Origin of the sequence: Serratia montpellierensis (assembly GCF_020858655.1) — a bacterium.
Taxonomy (GTDB): Bacteria; Pseudomonadota; Gammaproteobacteria; order Enterobacterales; family Enterobacteriaceae; genus Serratia; species Serratia montpellierensis.
Genome location: NZ_VOSN01000002.1, coordinates 73,051 through 90,139, shown reverse-complemented (window position 1 = coordinate 90,139; position 17,089 = coordinate 73,051). Strand labels below are relative to the sequence as shown.

General features: G+C 60.4%; 13 protein-coding genes and 1 pseudogene. 1 reads left to right on the top strand and 13 read right to left on the bottom strand.

The annotated features are described in order from the left end of the window. Positions 1-16: 16 nt before the first annotated feature. The 13 genes and pseudogenes from rnr to nnr all read right to left on the bottom strand — a co-directional run bounded on the left by rnr (position 17) and on the right by nnr (position 15,641). Positions 17-2,491 (bottom strand): ribonuclease R, encoded by a 2,475-nt coding sequence (gene rnr, locus FUU19_RS01655; RefSeq protein ID WP_049205727.1) that lies wholly within the window; start codon positions 2,489-2,491, stop codon positions 17-19. A 59-nt stretch (positions 2,492-2,550) separates the two neighbouring features. Next, positions 2,551-2,976, bottom strand: a complete 426-nt coding sequence (nsrR, locus tag FUU19_RS01650) for a nitric oxide-sensing transcriptional repressor NsrR (RefSeq protein WP_141971336.1) — start codon at positions 2,974-2,976, stop codon at positions 2,551-2,553. A 233-nt stretch (positions 2,977-3,209) separates the two neighbouring features. After that, a complete protein-coding gene (locus tag FUU19_RS01645) occupies positions 3,210-4,508 on the bottom strand; it encodes an adenylosuccinate synthase (protein WP_025159583.1) in 1,299 nt (432 codons plus the stop codon). 98 nt (positions 4,509-4,606) lie between these two features. After that, on the bottom strand, positions 4,607-4,807 hold the full coding sequence (locus FUU19_RS01640; RefSeq protein ID WP_004933666.1) for a DUF2065 domain-containing protein: 201 nt from the start codon (positions 4,805-4,807) through the stop codon (positions 4,607-4,609). A 61-nt stretch (positions 4,808-4,868) separates the two neighbouring features. Next, positions 4,869-5,873 (bottom strand): protease modulator HflC, encoded by a 1,005-nt coding sequence (gene hflC / locus FUU19_RS01635; protein WP_004933669.1) that lies wholly within the window; start codon positions 5,871-5,873, stop codon positions 4,869-4,871. A 3-nt stretch (positions 5,874-5,876) separates the two neighbouring features. After that, positions 5,877-7,127 carry an FtsH protease activity modulator HflK gene (gene hflK / locus FUU19_RS01630; protein WP_033636782.1) on the bottom strand — a complete coding sequence of 417 codons (1,251 nt, stop codon included), beginning with the start codon at positions 7,125-7,127 and terminating at the stop codon, positions 5,877-5,879. A gap of 68 nt (positions 7,128-7,195) precedes the next feature. Beyond that, positions 7,196-8,476: a ribosome rescue GTPase HflX gene (gene hflX, locus FUU19_RS01625; RefSeq protein WP_004933675.1), complete on the bottom strand. Its 1,281-nt coding sequence runs from the start codon at positions 8,474-8,476 to the stop codon at positions 7,196-7,198. A 98-nt stretch (positions 8,477-8,574) separates the two neighbouring features. Beyond that, a complete protein-coding gene (gene hfq / locus FUU19_RS01620; RefSeq protein WP_089196439.1) occupies positions 8,575-8,883 on the bottom strand; it encodes an RNA chaperone Hfq in 309 nt (102 codons plus the stop codon). 114 nt (positions 8,884-8,997) lie between these two features. Further along, complete coding sequence (miaA, locus tag FUU19_RS01615) at positions 8,998-9,939, bottom strand: tRNA (adenosine(37)-N6)-dimethylallyltransferase MiaA (protein ID WP_141971339.1); 942 nt, start codon at positions 9,937-9,939, stop codon at positions 8,998-9,000. Beyond that, positions 9,932-11,815, bottom strand: coding sequence for a DNA mismatch repair endonuclease MutL (gene mutL, locus FUU19_RS01610; protein ID WP_230491050.1), 1,884 nt, complete (start codon positions 11,813-11,815; stop codon positions 9,932-9,934). Before mutL ends, miaA begins: the two co-directional genes overlap by 8 nt. 22 nt (positions 11,816-11,837) lie before the next feature. Beyond that, positions 11,838-13,634, bottom strand: coding sequence for an N-acetylmuramoyl-L-alanine amidase AmiB (gene amiB, locus FUU19_RS01605; protein WP_230491049.1), 1,797 nt, complete (start codon positions 13,632-13,634; stop codon positions 11,838-11,840). A gap of 7 nt (positions 13,635-13,641) precedes the next feature. Next, positions 13,642-14,116, bottom strand: a pseudogene (gene tsaE, locus FUU19_RS01600) (tRNA (adenosine(37)-N6)-threonylcarbamoyltransferase complex ATPase subunit type 1 TsaE). 10 nt (positions 14,117-14,126) lie between these two features. Then, positions 14,127-15,641, bottom strand: a complete 1,515-nt coding sequence (gene nnr / locus FUU19_RS01595; RefSeq protein ID WP_230491048.1) for a bifunctional ADP-dependent NAD(P)H-hydrate dehydratase/NAD(P)H-hydrate epimerase — start codon at positions 15,639-15,641, stop codon at positions 14,127-14,129. Between nnr and queG the strand changes: the two genes are divergently transcribed. After that, positions 15,640-16,779, top strand: a complete 1,140-nt coding sequence (gene queG, locus FUU19_RS01590) for a tRNA epoxyqueuosine(34) reductase QueG (RefSeq protein WP_230491047.1) — start codon at positions 15,640-15,642, stop codon at positions 16,777-16,779. The genes nnr and queG overlap by 2 nt on opposite strands. Positions 16,780-17,089 lie beyond the last annotated feature (310 nt).

Genomic DNA, 17,089 nt, shown 5'->3' with positions numbered 1-17,089 from the left:
AACGATGTGCGGCAGGTTAAGCCTGCTCGGCACCTTTCTTCTTGGCTGCGCGTTTGGCTTTGGTCGCCGCCGCGATTTTCCGCGTTTTGTCGGACGCTTTCTTGGCTTTCTTCTTCGCCTTCTTCACGTTGTCCGCGGGCTTGGCGTCATCCTGCTTGCGGAAGGCGCTGTCCGGTTCGAAGTTAGCCGGCGGTTTACCGCCACGGCGCTTGCCGCGCCCCGCGTTGCCACTGTCGCGCAGCGTGCGCTGGCCGCCCTTCTTGGCGCGATCGCGCTCGGTTTTGCCTTCACCGCGCGCTTTGCGGGTGCTGGATACCAGCGCGAAGTCGATCTTGCGCTCGTCCATATGCACCGCATCCACGCGGATCTCCACCGTATCCCCCAGGCGATAGACCGTGCCGGAAGACTCGCCGATCAGGCGCTGGCCGATATTATCGTAGCGATAGTAATCATTATCCAGCGTTGATACGTGCACCAGCCCGTCGATAAACAGGTCGTTCAGGCGCACGAAGAAGCCGAAGCCAGTCACGCTGGAGATGATGCCGCTGAACACTTCACCGACGTGATCCTGCATGAAGTCGCACTTCAGCCAGTCGGCGACGTTGCGCGTCGCTTCGTCCGCGCGGCGCTCGGTCATCGAACAGTGCTCGCCCAGCTGCAGCATCTCTTCGAATTCGCTGTGCCAGCCGCCGGTCGGCGTCCAGCGCTCTTTCGGCTCGCCGTGTTCTTTAGCCAGCTGGTATTTGATCGCACGGTGCAGCGCCAGATCCGGATAACGGCGGATCGGCGAGGTGAAGTGGCCGTAAGACGCCAGCGCCAGGCCGAAGTGGCCGCGGTTTTCCGGATCGTAAATCGCCTGCTTCATCGAACGCAGCAGCATGGTTTGCAGCATTTCGTGGTCAGGGCGCTCGGACACTTCATCCATCAGCACCGCATAGTCTTTCGGCTGCGGCTTGTTGCCGCCGCCCAGCGTCAGCCCCAGCTCGCTCAGCACGCTGCGCAGCGCGGAGATGTGGTCGTCGCTCGGACGATCGTGCACGCGGTACAGCGCCGGCTCGTTGCGTTTCTCGACGAAGCGCGCGGCCGCCACGTTGGCCATGATCATGCACTCTTCGATCAGCTTGTGGGCGTCGTTGCGCACCGTCGGCTCCACGCGCTCGATGCGGCGTTCGGCGTTGAAGATGAACTTGGCTTCTTCGGTTTCAAACGCGATGCCGCCGCGCTCGGCGCGCGCCTTATCCAGCACCTTGTACATGGCGTGCAGCTCTTCCAGGTGCTTGACCAGCGGATGGTAGTGCTCGCGCAGCTCCTGATCGCCCTGCAGAATGTGCCACACCTTGTTGTAGGTCAGGCGGGCGTGAGAGCTCATCACCGCCTCGTAGAACTTGGCCGTGGACAGGCGCCCCTGGGCGGAGATGGTCATCTCGCATACCATGCACAGGCGATCGACCTGTGGGTTCAGCGAGCACAGCCCGTTGGACAGCACTTCCGGCAGCATCGGGATCACCTGCGACGGGAAGTACACCGAGTTGCCGCGGCTGCGCGCTTCGTCGTCCAGCGCGGTGCGCGGGCGCACGTAGTAACTGACGTCGGCGATCGCGACCCACAGGCGCCAGCCGCCGCCGCGTTTTTTCTCGCAGTACACGGCATCATCGAAGTCGCGTGCGTCTTCACCGTCGATGGTGACCAACGGCAGCTTGCGCAGATCGACGCGGCCCTTCTTGGCCGCTTCCGGCACCTGCTCGCTGAGATCGGCCACCTGCTTTTCCACCTGCGGCGGCCAGGTATGCGGGATCTCATGGGTGCGCAGCGCGATATCCACCGCCATGCTGGTGCCCATCTTGTCGCCGAGGATCTCGACGATCTTGCCGACCGCCTTGGTGCGGCGGGTCGGACGCTGAGTCAGCTCCACCACCACCATAAAGCCCATGCGCGCGCCGCTGACGCTGTCCGCCGGGATCAGAATATCGAAGCTCAGACGGCTGTCGTCCGGCACCACGAAGCCGGTACCGGCGTCCATGAAGAAGCGGCCGACAATCTGGCTGGTTTTCGGCACCAACACGCGCACGATGCGCGCTTCGCGGCGCCCTTTGCGGTCCGCGCCCAAGGCCTGCGCCAGCACCACGTCACCGTGGATCGCCATTTTCATCTGTTCGGCAGACAGGTACAGATCGTCTTTGCTGCCTTCAACGCGCAGGAAGCCGTAGCCGTCGCGGTGGCCGATCACCGTGCCGCGCAGCAGATCCAAACGTTCCGGCAGCGCGTAGCACTGGCGGCGGGTAAACACTAACTGGCCATCGCGCTCCATAGCGCGCAGGCGGCGGCGCAGCGCTTCCAGCTGCTCTTCACCGCTGAGGCCCAGTTCGTTGCCCAGTTCTTCGCGGCTGGCCGGCGTTTCTCGTTTTGCCAAATGGGCCAGGATATATTCACGGCTGGGGATAGGGGATTCGTATTTTTCTGCTTCTCGTTCCAGGAATGGATCTTGTGACATTGCGGTTCCTCCGTTGTCATCAGCAGGATGACGTTGAGCCTTGTCTTCTCAACGTCGTTTTATTCGACAAGCAATAGCTTGTAGAGCGGCGGATTGTCTTCGACCATATCGGCCAACGTATGCTTATCCAGCTCTTCAAGGAAATTCTGTACGCCCTGTTGGAGCACCTGCTTCAGTCGGCAGGCAGGGGTGATGTGGCAAAAATCGCTGCTGCAGTTAACCAGCGCAAGCGGCTCCAGCGCCCGCACCACGTCGCCGAGGCGAATGCTCTCGGCCGGTTTGCCCAAACGGATGCCGCCATGCTTGCCGCGCACCGCCGTGACAAAACCTACCCGGCTCAACTGATTGATGATCTTCACCATATGGTTACGAGACACGCCATAAACCTCGGTCACTTCCGAGATACTGGTCATTTTGTCCTGCGGCAACGAGGCCATATAGATCAACGCCCGCAGGCCATAATCAGTAAAACTTGTTAACTGCACATCTTACCTCTGGGTATCACTTTACCCGTCTGATACGCCGCTTTTCGGCGCTATTCAAAAGATTACTCATTGGATAATAAACCAGCCGGAGAGTTCGTCGCTAATTATTTAGCGAATCCCGCGCCCTAAGGCGGGTTTATGAAAGGATTTTTTGACGTGAAACCGCAATCGGAGGGAGTCAGGATAAAAACAAACCGGGACGCGCCCGGTTTGTTTACTGCCGCAAAGCCTGATTATGCGTCGAACGGGTCGCGCAGGATCATGGTTTCGCTGCGGTCCGGGCCAGTAGAGATGATGTCTACCGGTACGCCGGTCACTTCTTCGATGCGCTTGATGTAGTTCAGCGCAGCCTGAGGCAGCTTGCTGTGCTCTTTCACGCCAAAGGTGGTTTCGCTCCAGCCCGGCATGGTTTCGTAGATAGGCTCAATGCCTTCCCAGCCTTCAGCCGCCAGCGGAGTAGTGTCCACTTCGCGGCCGTCCGGCATGCGGTAGCCCACGCAGATCTTCACTTCTTTCAGGCCATCCAGGACGTCCAGTTTGGTCAGGCAGAAGCCGGACAGGGAGTTGATCTGCACGGCACGACGCACCGCTACCGCGTCCAGCCAGCCGGTACGACGACGACGGCCGGTGGTGGCGCCGAACTCGTTACCCTGCTTGCACAGGTACTCGCCGGTTTCATCGAACAGTTCGGTTGGGAACGGGCCTGCACCCACGCGAGTGGAGTAGGCTTTCACGATGCCCAGCACGTAGTCCACATAACGCGGGCCGATGCCGGAACCGGTAGCCACGCCGCCGGCGGTGGTGTTGGAAGAGGTCACGTACGGGTAAGTACCGTGATCGATATCCAGCAGGGTGCCCTGAGCGCCTTCGAACATGATCAGGTCGCCACGCTTGCGCGCGCCGTCCAGAAGTTCGGAAACGTCAACCACCATGGCGGTCAGGATGTCGGCGATAGACAGTACGTAGTCCAGCGTCGCCTGATAATCGACGGCTTCAACTTTGTAGTAGTTGACCAGCTGGAAGTTGTGGTAATCGACGATCTCTTTCAGCTTAACGGCGAAGGTTTCTTTGTTGAACAGGTCGCCAACGCGCAGGCCGCGACGAGCCACTTTATCTTCGTAAGCCGGGCCGATGCCGCGACCGGTGGTGCCGATCGCTTTCGCGCCGCGCGCTTTCTCACGCGCGTTATCCAACGCAACGTGGTAAGGCAGGATCAGCGGGCAAGCTTCAGAGAGTAACAGACGTTCGCGTACCGGGATGCCACGCGCTTCGAGTTCACCCATTTCTTTCATCAATGCGTCCGGCGCCAGAACAACACCGTTGCCGATGATGCTGGTGACGTTTTCACGCAGAATACCTGAAGGAATTAAATGAAGGACGGTTTTTTCACCGTTGATTACCAGAGTGTGGCCAGCGTTATGGCCACCTTGGTAGCGCACAACATATTGAGCCCGTTCAGTCAGCAGGTCTACAACCTTGCCTTTACCTTCGTCACCCCATTGGGTGCCCAGTACGACGACGTTCTTACCCATTTTTCAAAATCACCGATTGCTTAAAAATGGATTCTACCACCGTAATTTTCGATTTTCAGCACTTTTAGCATACGATTGCATAAATTTTGGGCTAGACTTTAAAGACCCGTGCGGCCGCTCAACATGTAGTAGATCACGCAGCCCGCAACCACTATTCCACCGCCAAATCGCCGCAGCGTCGCGTCCGGCAACTGCGACATCGCCACAATCATTTTGCGCCAGGCCTGCGGAAACAGCATCGGCCCTAATCCTTCCAGTACCAGAACCAGCCCGAGCGCCAGCCAAATCGTTGAGTTCATGCATCCCCCAAAAACGAGAAAGGGCCCGCGTAAACGGGCCCTCGGTCAGATTGCCTGCCGCTTATTTGCGCAGGGTATCAGGCGACTTCATGTAGCGGAAGAAATCGCTGTCCGGGCTCAGTACCAGCACGTCCTGGTTGTCCTTGAAGCTGGCTTCATAGGCACGCAGGCTGCGGATAAAGGCATAGAAGTCCGGATCCTGGCTGAACGCGTTGGCGAACAGTTTAGCCGCTTCGGCATCGCCTTCACCGCGGGTGATACGCGCCTGACGCTCGGCTTCCGCCAGGGTACGAGTCACTTCGTAGTCCGCGCTGGCGCGCAGCTTCTCGGCTTCTTCCTGGCCCTGCGAGCGCAGACGACGGGCTACCGCTTCACGCTCGGCGCGCATACGCTGGTAGATGGCGTCGGAGACTTCGGCCGGCAGGTTGATCTGCTTGATACGCACGTCGATCACTTCGATGCCCAACGCCGCCATGCTGTTCGGGTTCACCTGTGGCTGTTTGCCGGTGGTTTCCCGCTCAACGCGCGCCGCTGCAGAAGCGATAGCGTCATCGGCTTCGGTGGTCGCCACTTCTTCGCCGTCACCCACGGTGCCGGTGTTCAGCGCGTCACGCACGTCAGACATCAGCTTGCCGCGCGAGTCGGTCACGATGTCTTTCACGTCCAGGCGGCCGATTTCGGAACGCAGACGGTCGCTGAACTTGCGTTTCAGCAGCACTTCGGCCTGGGAGACGTCGCCGCCGCCGGTCGCCAGATAGTAACGGCTGAAGTCGCTGATACGCCACTTCAGATAGGAATCGACGATCAGGTCTTTCTTCTCGCTGGTCACGAAGCGATCGGCCTGGTTATCCATGGTCTGAATACGCGCATCCAGGTTCTTCACGGTCTCGATGAACGGGATCTTGAGATGCAGACCCGGCGCATACACCAGCGGCTTGTTTTCGCCGTCGCGCAGAACCTTGCCGAAGCGCAGCACGATGCCGCGCTGGCCTTCCTGCACCACGAACAGCGAAGCGTACAGCACCACCAGCACCGCGAGGACAATAACTACAAAAGACTTACGCATTGATTACTCTCTCCCTACGCGAGTGGTGTCGTCACGCTGCGCATTCGCCCGGCGCTGATCCATAATCGAACCGCCGCTGGTACGCGGAGCGCTGCTGTTGGCAGCCGGCGCAGGATTCGGATTGAGGCGAATCAGGCTGGTATCCTTGTTGCCGCTCTCCGGCGCCGCGCCTTGACCGCGCAGCATCTGATCCAGCGGCAGCACCATCAGGTTGTTGCCTTTGTCGCTAACCAACACCTTACGGGTATGGCCCAGCACTTTTTCCATGGTTTCGATATACAGACGCTCGCGGGTGATCTGCGGTGCAGACTTGTATTCCGGCAACAGCTTGGCAAAGCGCGCCACCTCACCCTGAGCTTCCAGGACGGTACGGTCTTTATAAGCCTTGGAGTCTTCCAGCAGACGCTGCGCCTGGCCGTTCGCACGCGGCTGAACTTCGTTGGCGTAAGCTTCCGCTTCACGGATGTATTGCTGCTCGTTCTCACGCGCGGCGATCGCATCGTCGAACGACGCCTTCACCTCTTCCGGTGGACGCGCCGCCTGGAAGTTGACGTCCAGCAGCGTGATACCCATGTTGTAAGGACGAATGGTCTCTTCCAGCATGCGCTGCGTATCGTTACGCACCACGGTACGGCCTTCGGTCAGGATGCGGTCCATCGAGTATTTGCCGATCACGCCGCGCAGGGCGCTGTCGGTCGCCTGGCTCAGGCTGTCGTCGGCATTGACGACGCTGAACAGGTACGCTTCCGGGTTGGTCACGCGGTACTGCACGTTCATTTCTACGCGCACCACGTTCTCATCGGAGGTCAGCATCACGCCGGACGCCGCCAGCTCACGCACGGATTCCACGTTCACCGGACGCACGTCGTCGATGAAGGTCGGCTTCCAGTTCAGGCCCGGCTGCACCAGGTGGCTGAACTTGCCGAAGCGTGTCACGACGCCGCGCTCGGCTTCCTTGATGGTGTAGAAGCCGCTGGCGGCCCAGATCACCACCACGGCAACCGCCGCGATACCGATAATGCGGCCGCTAAAGCCCGGACCAGAGGTGCCGGTGCCGCCGCTATTGCTGTTGGAGCCCTTGCCCCCGCCGAAACCGCTCAATTTCTTGCTCAGTTTGCGGAAGATATCGTCCAAATCAGGTGGCCCTTGATCACGACCGCCTTTGTTGTTACCGCCAGAGTTGCCGCCATTGTTATTGCTGCTCCCCCACGGGTCGCGGTCCTGTCCGTTATTACCGGGCTGATTCCACGCCATGTTTTAGCTCCATATTCTGTGATTGGGTACTTCAGGCTTTCGCGAAGCATAAATGTAACAGGATATGATCATACGATAAAGTCAATCAGGTCCTGTTCTTGCTTGCAGAGACGACGCCATTCGACGATCGGCATTCGCACCACCACGCCAATGCTGCCGTCCTCTTCGTTCCACTCTTTTTCAATCGCCTGAAGCTGGTAAAAACGGCTGCGAAGACGGCCTGCCCGTGGCGGTAAGCGCAATTCGTAATGCGCGATCTCCCCCGATAAGCGCTCCGTCAACGCCTGATACAGCAACGGAATACCCTCTCCGCTGGCGGCGGACAGCCACACCCGGATCGGCAGGTTTTCGTCGTTGCGGTCGATACGCGGCACAAAATCGTCCAGCATATCTATTTTGTTCATCACTAACAGTGTAGGGATTTCATCCGAGTCTATCTCCGCCAGCACGGTGTTCACCGCTTCGATGTTCTCATCGACGCGCGGATCTGCGGCATCGATGACGTGCAGCAGCAGAGATGCCTGGCGCGTTTCCTGCAGCGTCGCCTTGAAGGCGGCCACCAGATCGTGCGGCAGGTGCCGGATAAAGCCTACGGTATCCGCCAACACGGTATCCCCCACGTCCGGCACGTCAATGCGCCGCAACGTAGGATCCAAGGTGGCAAATAGCTGGTCCGCCGCATACACCTCGGCAGACGTTATTCGGTTAAACAGGGTGGATTTGCCGGCGTTGGTGTAGCCCACCAGCGATACGGTCGGCACATCGGCGCGGGTCCGCGCGCGTCTGCCTTGTTCACGCTGCTTTTCTACCCGCTCCAGGCGGCGCAGAATCAAGCTGATGCGATCGCGTAACAGGCGACGGTCGGTCTCAAGCTGGGTTTCCCCCGGCCCACGCAGGCCAATCCCCCCTTTTTGCCGCTCCAGGTGCGTCCAGCCGCGTACCAGACGCGTGGCGATGTGACGCAGCTGCGCCAGCTCCACCTGCAGCTTACCTTCATGGGTGCGGGCACGCTGGGCGAAGATGTCTAAAATCAGCCCGGTGCGATCGATCACCCGGCATTCGCACAGGCGCTCGAGGTTTCTTTCCTGCGCCGGGGAAAGGGAATGATCAAACAGGACAACAGACGCGCCGCTGGCTTTCACCGCATCTGCAATTTCTTCGGCCTTTCCTTCGCCGACAAAGTACTTCGGATGCGGGGCTTTGCGGCTACCAGTCACCACTTGCAAAGCTTCGACACCGGCTGAGGAGACCAACGATTCGAACTCGTTGAGGTCTTCCGTATCTTTGTCTTGCGAGAAATAGATATGAACCAGTACGGCCTGCTCACCGGCTTCATAACGGTCAAACAAGCGTGCAACCTCTCAAACGGACACTCACCGTGAGTTTGGGGGACATAAACAGCCCGCGGCTGCTTATGCTCCCCGTCATGGTTGACTTGCAACGCGCTTTATTCAGCGTCATCGCTTTCCTGCTGCGGCTGTTGCTGCGCAGACGGATTGCTACCATGGTGATAGTTGCTTGAACCGCCGCTCGGGTTGTTGCTGTGATGCGAAACCGGGCGTGACGGGACAACGGTAGAGATAGCGTGCTTGTACACCATCTGGCTAACCGTGTTCTTCAACAGGATGACAAACTGGTCAAAAGACTCAATCTGGCCTTGCAGCTTAATACCATTCACCAAATAAATAGAAACCGGAACACGTTCACGACGCAATGCGTTCAGGAACGGATCTTGCAAAGATTGCCCCTTAGCCATTCTATCTTTTCCTTATTTGCTTGTTGTTTGTAACTAAGAACCTGTCGGCTCTAAAATAAACGACGTAAAAAATTTGCGCGCTGAATACTCAGCAATTGTACACAATCACCCAACCTATGCACTAACAACCTGTGTCACCGAGTCCAAAGCCTCTCCCGGCTTTTCACTGTCCAACCAATGGACCGACTCCCAACCCCGTAACCAGGTCATCTGACGTTTAGCCAACTGACGTGTTGCGCAAATACCACGATAAACCATCTCATCGTAACTAATTTCACCAGACAAATATGACCACATCTGGCGGTAACCGACACAGCGAATGGAGGGCAAGTCCGTATGCAAATCACCCCGTGCGAAAAGTGCACGCGCTTCCGTCTCAAAACCCGCCGCCAACATTTGATGGTACCGCAGCTCGATGCGTTGATGGATCAACTCACGGCTGGTCGGCGCTATCGCAAATTGGTGAACTTGATACGGTAACGATTCACCCGAAATTTGAGTCAGTTCCGTTAAAGTTTTACCCGAAATAAAAAAAACTTCCAGTGCTCTGGACAGTCTCTGCGGATCATTCGGATGAATTCTCACTGCCGCGACCGGATCGATCGCCTGTAACTGACGGTGCAACGCCTCCCAACCCTGCTCCGCCGCTTGCCGTTCAATGCGCTCGCGCACTGCGGGATCGGCGGACGGCAGCGGCGACAATCCTTCCAACAACGCCTTAAAATACAACATGGTGCCGCCCACCAACAGCGGAATACGGCCGGCGGCGGTGATGTCGGCCATCTCTTTCAGCGCGTCAGCGCGAAACTCCGCTGCCGAGTAGGCTTCGGCGGGATCGCGGATATCGATCAGCCGATGCGGCGCCTGCGCCAATTCTTCGGCGCTTGGCTTGGCGGTGCCGATATCCATGCCGCGATAAATCAGCGCGGAATCGACGCTGATCAGTTCCACCGGCAGGCGTTCGCGCAGCGCGATCGCCAGCGCGGTCTTGCCCGAGGCGGTCGGCCCCATAATGAAAATAGCCGGGGGACGTGATGTCATTTCAGTTTCAGTCATGCTTGAGGGCCGCCAGTGCGGCCTGTAAATCAACGGGTTGTAAAAGTCCGCTCGGTGGCGATTTGACCAGCTGCGGGCAAAGTCGTTCAACGTCGGTCAGCAATTGTATCGCTTGCGAGGTGTTCCACTGTTCATGTTCGCTGCCAAGACGACGAGCGAGCCAGGTGGCCAACACCGCGGGCGACATCTCCTGATGTTCGGCCAGATAGCCTAACAGTTCAGGTATCAGTTTTTGTAAATTTTGTTGGCGTAATGGTAAAGGCACTGCGCGCAGCGTCACACGGCCGTGATCCGTCTGCAGATCCAGCCCCATCGCCGCCAACAGCGTCTGATGCCGCGCGATGGCCGCTGCTTCACGCTTATCCAACGTCAGCTTGATCGGAATCAGCAGCGGCTGCGGCCGCAGCCCTTCCGCCGGCGGATTGAGCTGCGCCTGGCGCAGCCAGCGTTCCGCCACCGTCAGGTTGAGCAACGCCGGCTGCTGGCGCTGTTCAAGCAATGCGTAGCACGGCGGATGAATCATCAGCACCCGGCCAAAACTGTGCTGGCCGCTCGCCAACGGCGTTTCCGCTGCGGCTTTCGCCGGCGGGAACAGCGGTGGCTTGCTCGACACTTCCGGCGCGGCCTCTTCCTGCGGCTCGGCGGCGGGCCGCATCAGTTTCCCGTACAGCTCGCCTTCGCGTTTCTGATAACCGCCCGCCGCTTGCCAGCCCTGCTGGGGTGCGCGCTCGCGGGCGACGCCGGCCGGTGGCGGCGTTTCGCGACGCGGCGCAGGCTGAGAAAAATGGTTGCCGCCGGCGGCGACGCGGTTTTCCGGCTGCCAGACCGGCGCCGGCGCTTCGTCAGGCGTTTCCGCCAGCGGCAACGCCGGCGTCTGGCCGGCCTGTTGCAGCACGGTGGTTACCGCCTGGTAGATAAAATCGTGCACCAGCCGCGCCTGATGGAAACGCACCTCGTGCTTGGCGGGATGAACGTTGACGTCCACCTGGTGCGGATCGACCTCCAGATACAGCACGTAAGCGGGCTGCTGATCGTCCTTCAGCTGATCCTGATAGGCCTGACGAATGGCGTGATTGATCAAGCGATCGCGCATCATGCGACAGTTGACGTAGCAGTACTGCATTTCACCCAGCTGGCGTGCCCCGGCCGGATCCGCCACCCAGCCGCGGATGCTCAGATCGCCGTGTTGCCAGTCGATATTCAGCGCATGCTGCAAAAACGCCGGGCCGCAGATGCTGCCCAAACGGCGCTCGTGCTGGCTCTCTTCTTTCGCCGCCCGGTACTGGCGGATCAGTTTGCCGTTGTGGCTGAGGTTGATCGCCACATCGAAACGCGCCAGCGCGATGCGCCGTACCACTTCATCGATATGGCCAAATTCGGTTTTCTCAGTGCGCATGAACTTGCGGCGCGCCGGGGTGTTGTAAAACAGATCCAGCACTTCCAGCGTGCTGCCGACCGGATGCGCGGCGGGTTTGACCGTCACCGCCTGCTCGCGCCCTTCGGCATAGGCTTGCCACGCCTCGCTTTGCTCGGCGGTGCGCGACGTCAGGGTCAAACGGGAAACCGAGCTGATACTGGCCAGCGCTTCGCCGCGAAAACCGAGGCTGACGATCGCTTCCAGGTCATCGAGCGTGCTGATTTTACTGGTGGCGTGCCGCGCCAGCGCCAGCGCCAAATCGTCCTTGCCGATGCCGCAGCCGTTGTCGCGAATGCGAATCAGCTTGGCGCCGCCGCGTTCAATGTCGATATCGATGCGCGTCGCGCCGGCGTCCAGACTGTTTTCCACCAGCTCTTTGACGACCGACGCGGGGCGTTCAACCACCTCTCCGGCGGCGATCTGGTTGGCGAGCTGTGGCGGTAACACCTGGATAGGCATGCTGACTCCTGTAGCGGTGGCGCTAGGCCTGCGGAATGGTCAGCGTCCGATCCAGCGGCGCGACGTCCGACTTCAGATTATTGACCCGTTTCAGATCGCCGACGCTAACCCCATAGCGGGAAGCGATGGAGGACAGCGTGTCCCCACGGGCCACTTTATGTTTAGACGGCTTCTTCGCCGGCATTTTCACCTTGGCGACGGCGGTGACGGCGGCGGTTTTCCCCGCCGGCACCTTCAGACGTTGCCCGACCCACACGCCGTCTTTTTTCAGTTTGTTCAGATCCCGCAGCGCCGCCATGGTCGTGCCGTAGCTGTCGGCGATGCCGGACAGCGTCTCCGCCCGTTTCACCACGTGGATCTGAGTCTTGCCGCTTACGCTGCGGCTCGCGCCGGCCGAGCTCACGATAGGCTCCGGCTGGCGCACGTCTGGTGTTGAGGTGTTAACCGCCGCTGCGACGTCCAGCGGTCGGTTTTCCACCTTTGGGTCGGCTTGCAGCGGATGCGCCAGGAAGTAGCTGCGCAGGCCGTTATGAATGGCCTTGGCAATCTTCTCCTGATACGCGCTACTGCCCAGCAGCCGCTCCTCCGTGCTATTACTGATAAATCCGGTTTCCACCAGCAGCGAGGGGATATCCGGCGAGCGCAGCACGCCCAGACTGGCGTGTTCAGGCCGGCGTTTATGCAACGATCCGACGCTCTGCAGCTGCTGCAGCACCTTCACCGCCACATCGTACCCGACGCGTTGCGAGTGGCCGAACTGCAGATCCAGCACCGCCTGGCTCAGATAAGGATCGGCCTGGCTGTTGGCCAGCAGATCGCCGGCACCGCCGAGCAGCTCGGACTGCTTCTCATGCTGTTCCAGCCAGCCGGCCATTTCGCTGTTGGCGCGGCGGTTAGACAGCACCCAGACGGAAGCCCCGCTGGCGCTGCGGTTTGGCGCGGCATCGGCGTGGATGGAGACCAGCACGTTGGCGCCCTGTTTGCGCGCAACGTCGGAGCGCCCCATCACCGAGATGAAGTAGTCGCCGGTACGCGTCAGCACCGGTTTGAACTGCGGATCGGCGTCCAGCATCGCCTGCAGGCGGCGCGCAATGGCGATGGTGACATTCTTTTCTTTCAGCCCGCTCGGGCCAATGGCGCCCGGATCCTGGCCGCCGTGGCCGGCGTCGATCGCCACCACCACCCGATCGCCGGAACCGGCGGAAACGCGGCTGCTGCGCGGCGTGACTTCGGTGGCGGTGCCTGCGACGACGGTCTGTTTATTGGTAAAGGGATTCGATCCCGTCGGCGCTTTGCGCAGCGGCGGCTCCGGCGCTTCACGCACCGCGACCGGCGCCTGACGCGGCGGTGGGTTGACCGCAACCGGCGCAGGCGTTTGCACCGGTGCCTTGCGCGCCACCGTATTGGCACTGCCTTCGGCCGTAATGGTGAACACCACGGTATGCACGCTGCCGTTCTGGCGGGTGGAGACGCGGGTTTTGGCGCGCTGGGTCAGATCAAACACCAGGCGCACGCTCTGAGCGTCTTTCGGCGCGCTGGAGCGAATGCTTTTCACCAGGTTTTGGCCGCTGAAATTGAGCGGCAGACCGCCGACCTTGCCCTTCTGGTTAACGTCCAGCACCACGCGATCCGGGCCGTGCAGCGGGAAAAACGCGTAGTCCGGCGGGCCATTGAAGCTCACCGACACCGTCGCTTCACGCTGGGCGTTGGACACTTTGATATCGGACAGCGAAGACGCCGCCAGCGCGTTCAGCGCGCCGAGCGGCCCCAGCACGGCGATCAGCATGATGACCGCAAATTTTTTCAACACGTGCGTCATTGCAGCATCATCCCTGTGATCCATGAATGCGGTCTAACAGCTGGCTGCCGTAAGCGGAAATCGCCTCGATCTTCGCCTCTCGCCCCTCGCCCTGATAGCGAAGATGCAGCGCCAGATCCGGCTCCGGGCCGCAGCACGCCGGTACCCTGCTGCGGCCATTCGACCAGGCAGATGGCGTCTTGCGCGAAATAATCGCGAATGCCCATGAATTCAAGCTCTTCCGGATCGGCCAGGCGATACAGATCGAAGTGATACACCGCCAGCGGCTGCAAGGCATAGGGCTCCACCAGCGTGTAGGTCGGGCTTTTGACGTTGCCCTGATGCCCCAACGCCTGCAGGAAGCCACGGCTGAAGGTGGTTTTACCGGCGCCCAGGTCGCCGTAGAGATAGATGACGCTGGCGCGATCGCAGGCCTTGGCCAAAGTGGTGCCCAAAGCGACAGTCGCTGCCTCGTCCGGCAGAGGTAAAACGAGTTCTTTCATTCGATAAAGTCTATTTTGCCCACTCAGGGTTAACGAAATGAAGGATGTCCGGCAGTAAATCGGTCGCCAACATGCCTCTTGTTCCTTGTCTTTCCGCTACGCGATCGCCGGCCGCGCCGTGTACGACGCAGCCCGCACAGGCGGCATCATACAGCGGGAGCTTTTGCGCCAGCAAACCGCCGATGATACCCGACAGCACATCGCCCATGCCGCCGGAGGCCATGCCAGCGTTGCCGACGTCGGCGATCGCCATCTGCCCCTGCTCATCGGCGATCAGCGTACCGGCGCCTTTCAGCACCGCCACGCCACCGTAGCGCGCCGTCAGCTTGCGCACGGCAAGTAAGCGATCACTCTCGATGTCAGCAGTGCTGCAGCTCAACAGCCGCGCCGCCTCTCCAGGATGCGGAGTCATCACGCGATTCTGCCGTTTCTCGGGATTTAATGCCAGCAAGTTCAGCGCATCGGCGTCCCACAAGGCCGGTTTATCGCTGGTTTGCAGCACGTTCAAGGCGTTTTTGCCCCACTCAGCCTGGCCCAGCCCCGGGCCAATCACCAGCACATCCGCCCACTGCATCGCCTGCCGCAGCGTCGCCTCGTCCAGCGCCTGCGCCATCAGCTCCGGCCGGGCCGCCAGCAGCGGTGCGACATGCTCAATGTGAGTAAGCACTCGCACCAATCCCGCCCCGCTGCGCAGCGCCGCTTCCGCCGCCATGCGAATGGCGCCACCGAATCCGCGGTCGCCACCCACCAACAGCAGGCGGCCATGCTCGCCCTTATGGGCGCAGGGGCGGCGCGGATGCAGCCAGCGCGGCAACGCCTCGGCGGTAAGCCGCTGAATCTGCTCCGGTTGCTTCGCCAGCCACCCCGATAAGCCTAGCGCATTCTGATGAAGTTGCCCGACCCAGTCGCGCGCCTGGCCGGTCAGCAATCCCGGTTTGAGGCCGATGAACGTGACGGTGTGCGCAGCGCGCATGGCCGCGCCCGGCACCGCGCCGCTTTCCGCCAGCAGGCCGGACGGGATATCGAGCGCGACCACCGGCGCCGAATGGCGGTTGGCGGCCTCGATCAGCGCGTCATAAGGCGCACGCGGCGCGCTGCCCAGGCCAGTGCCTAACAGGCCGTCGATAATCAGAGAGACAGAGGCCGGCCAGCGGCTGTTCGCCGGCAGAATATCACCGCCGGCGGCCAGCCAGGCCTCGCGGGCAGCTGCGGCTTCCGGCGGCAAAGGCCGTGCGCCTTCGCAGGCGATCAGCGTCACCTGCAGGCCCGCCGCCTTCGCCAGGCGCGCCACCACATAGCCGTCGCCGCCGTTGTTGCCATGGCCGCACAGCACCAGCCAATGGTCGCGGGACGGGTACGCGTTGCGCGCCAATGCGTAGGCCGCCTGACCAGCGCGCTGCATCAAATCGTAAAGAGAAAGACCGAGCGAGGCCGCCGCCGCGGGTTCCGAACGACGGATCCAATCCGCAGGCCAAACAGAGTGTGGTAAACTGTCAGCGTATGCTTTTTCACTGTGGCCCGTCATGACGCACCCCCTCGATCTCCATCAACTCGCCCAACATATCAAGCAATGGGGGCAATCGCTAGGATTCCAACAGGTTGGCATCTGCGATACCGACCTGAGTCTCGAAGAGCCGAAACTGCAGGCCTGGCTCGATAAACAGTACCACGGCGAGATGGAATGGATGGCGCGCCACGGCATGCTGCGCGCACGCCCTCACGAACTGTTGCCGGGCACGCTGCGGGTGATCAGCGTGCGCATGAACTACCTGCCGGCCAAGGCGGCCTTTGCCAGTACCTTGCAAAATCCGCAGCTGGGTTACGTCAGCCGCTACGCGCTGGGGCGCGACTACCACAAACTGTTGCGCCAGCGCCTGAAAAAGCTGGGCGATCAGATCCAGGAATACTGCGGCGAACTGAATTTCCGCCCTTTTGTCGATTCTGCACCGGTGATGGAACGCGCGCTGGCCGCCAAGGCGGGCATCGGCTGGGTTGGTAAACACTCACTAATTCTCAACCGTGAGGCCGGGTCGTGGTTTTTCCTCGGCGAGTTACTGATCGATTTGCCGCTGCCGGTGGATCAGCCGCAGGAAGAGCAGTGCGGCCGCTGCGTCGCCTGCATCACCACCTGCCCGACCGGCGCCATCGTCGCCCCCTATACCGTCGACGCCCGGCGCTGCATCTCCTACCTGACCATCGAGTTGGAAGGCGCGATCCCGGAGGAATTCCGGCCGCTGCTCGGCAACCGCATCTACGGCTGCGACGACTGCCAGCTGATCTGCCCGTGGAACCGCTTTTCGCAGCTCACCGACGAAGACGATTTCAGCCCCCGCGCCGCGCTGCATGCGCCGCAGCTGCTCGATCTGTTCAACTGGACGGAAGAAAAATTTCTGCGCATCACCGAAGGCTCGGCAATACGCCGCATCGGCCACCTGCGCTGGCTGCGCAATATCGCCGTGGCGCTGGGCAATGCGCCCTATGGGGACGGCATTGTGCTCGCGCTGCGCGCGCGATTGGGCCAGGACGCCATGCTGGACGAACATATCCACTGGGCGCTGGCGCAACAGCTCGCCCGCCGCGAAGCGCAGGGCATCGAGGTGCAGACGGCGCAGAAAAAACGGCTGATACGGGCTGTGGAAAAAGGTTTGCCGAGGGACGCCTGACGGCGTGCGCCGCGCAGCCATCTCAGCGGATGCCTCACTCTGTGGATTTGTGCATAAAAATAAAAACACGTTGTCTTTCAACTGCAACAAAAAGAGCAAGTGATCGGCATAACGTTTTGGGATAAATAAATAAACTTATAAATCAAATAGATAAATATTTAATTTGTATGACGTTGATTTTTCAGGCAGGCGGGTTTATGTACAGAGGCTGTGGATAACTCTGTTCACAACGTTTTTACCAGGTATGTAAAACGGGACAAAAATCCCCGCCGGATAAGGCGTTGGATTTGAATTTGAAACGAAGAGAAAA

Excerpts from the sequence above, each read along its gene's own strand:
- rnr (WP_049205727.1), bottom strand. The coding sequence starts at position 2,491 with ATGTCACAAGATCCATTCCTGGAACGAGAAGCAGAAAAATACGAATCC.
- FUU19_RS01645 (WP_025159583.1), bottom strand. The coding sequence starts at position 4,508 with ATGGGTAAGAACGTCGTCGTACTGGGCACCCAATGGGGTGACGAAGGT.
- FUU19_RS01640 (WP_004933666.1), bottom strand. The coding sequence starts at position 4,807 with ATGAACTCAACGATTTGGCTGGCGCTCGGGCTGGTTCTGGTACTGGAA.
- hflC (WP_004933669.1), bottom strand. The coding sequence starts at position 5,873 with ATGCGTAAGTCTTTTGTAGTTATTGTCCTCGCGGTGCTGGTGGTGCTG.
- hflK (WP_033636782.1), bottom strand. The coding sequence starts at position 7,127 with ATGGCGTGGAATCAGCCCGGTAATAACGGACAGGACCGCGACCCGTGG.
- hfq (WP_089196439.1), bottom strand. The coding sequence starts at position 8,883 with ATGGCTAAGGGGCAATCTTTGCAAGATCCGTTCCTGAACGCATTGCGT.
- miaA (WP_141971339.1), bottom strand. The coding sequence starts at position 9,939 with ATGACTGAAACTGAAATGACATCACGTCCCCCGGCTATTTTCATTATG.
- mutL (WP_230491050.1), bottom strand. The coding sequence starts at position 11,815 with ATGCCTATCCAGGTGTTACCGCCACAGCTCGCCAACCAGATCGCCGCC.
- amiB (WP_230491049.1), bottom strand. The coding sequence starts at position 13,634 with ATGACGCACGTGTTGAAAAAATTTGCGGTCATCATGCTGATCGCCGTG.
- queG (WP_230491047.1), top strand. The coding sequence starts at position 15,640 with ATGACGCACCCCCTCGATCTCCATCAACTCGCCCAACATATCAAGCAA.
- nnr (WP_230491048.1), bottom strand. The coding sequence starts at position 15,641 with ATGACGGGCCACAGTGAAAAAGCATACGCTGACAGTTTACCACACTCT.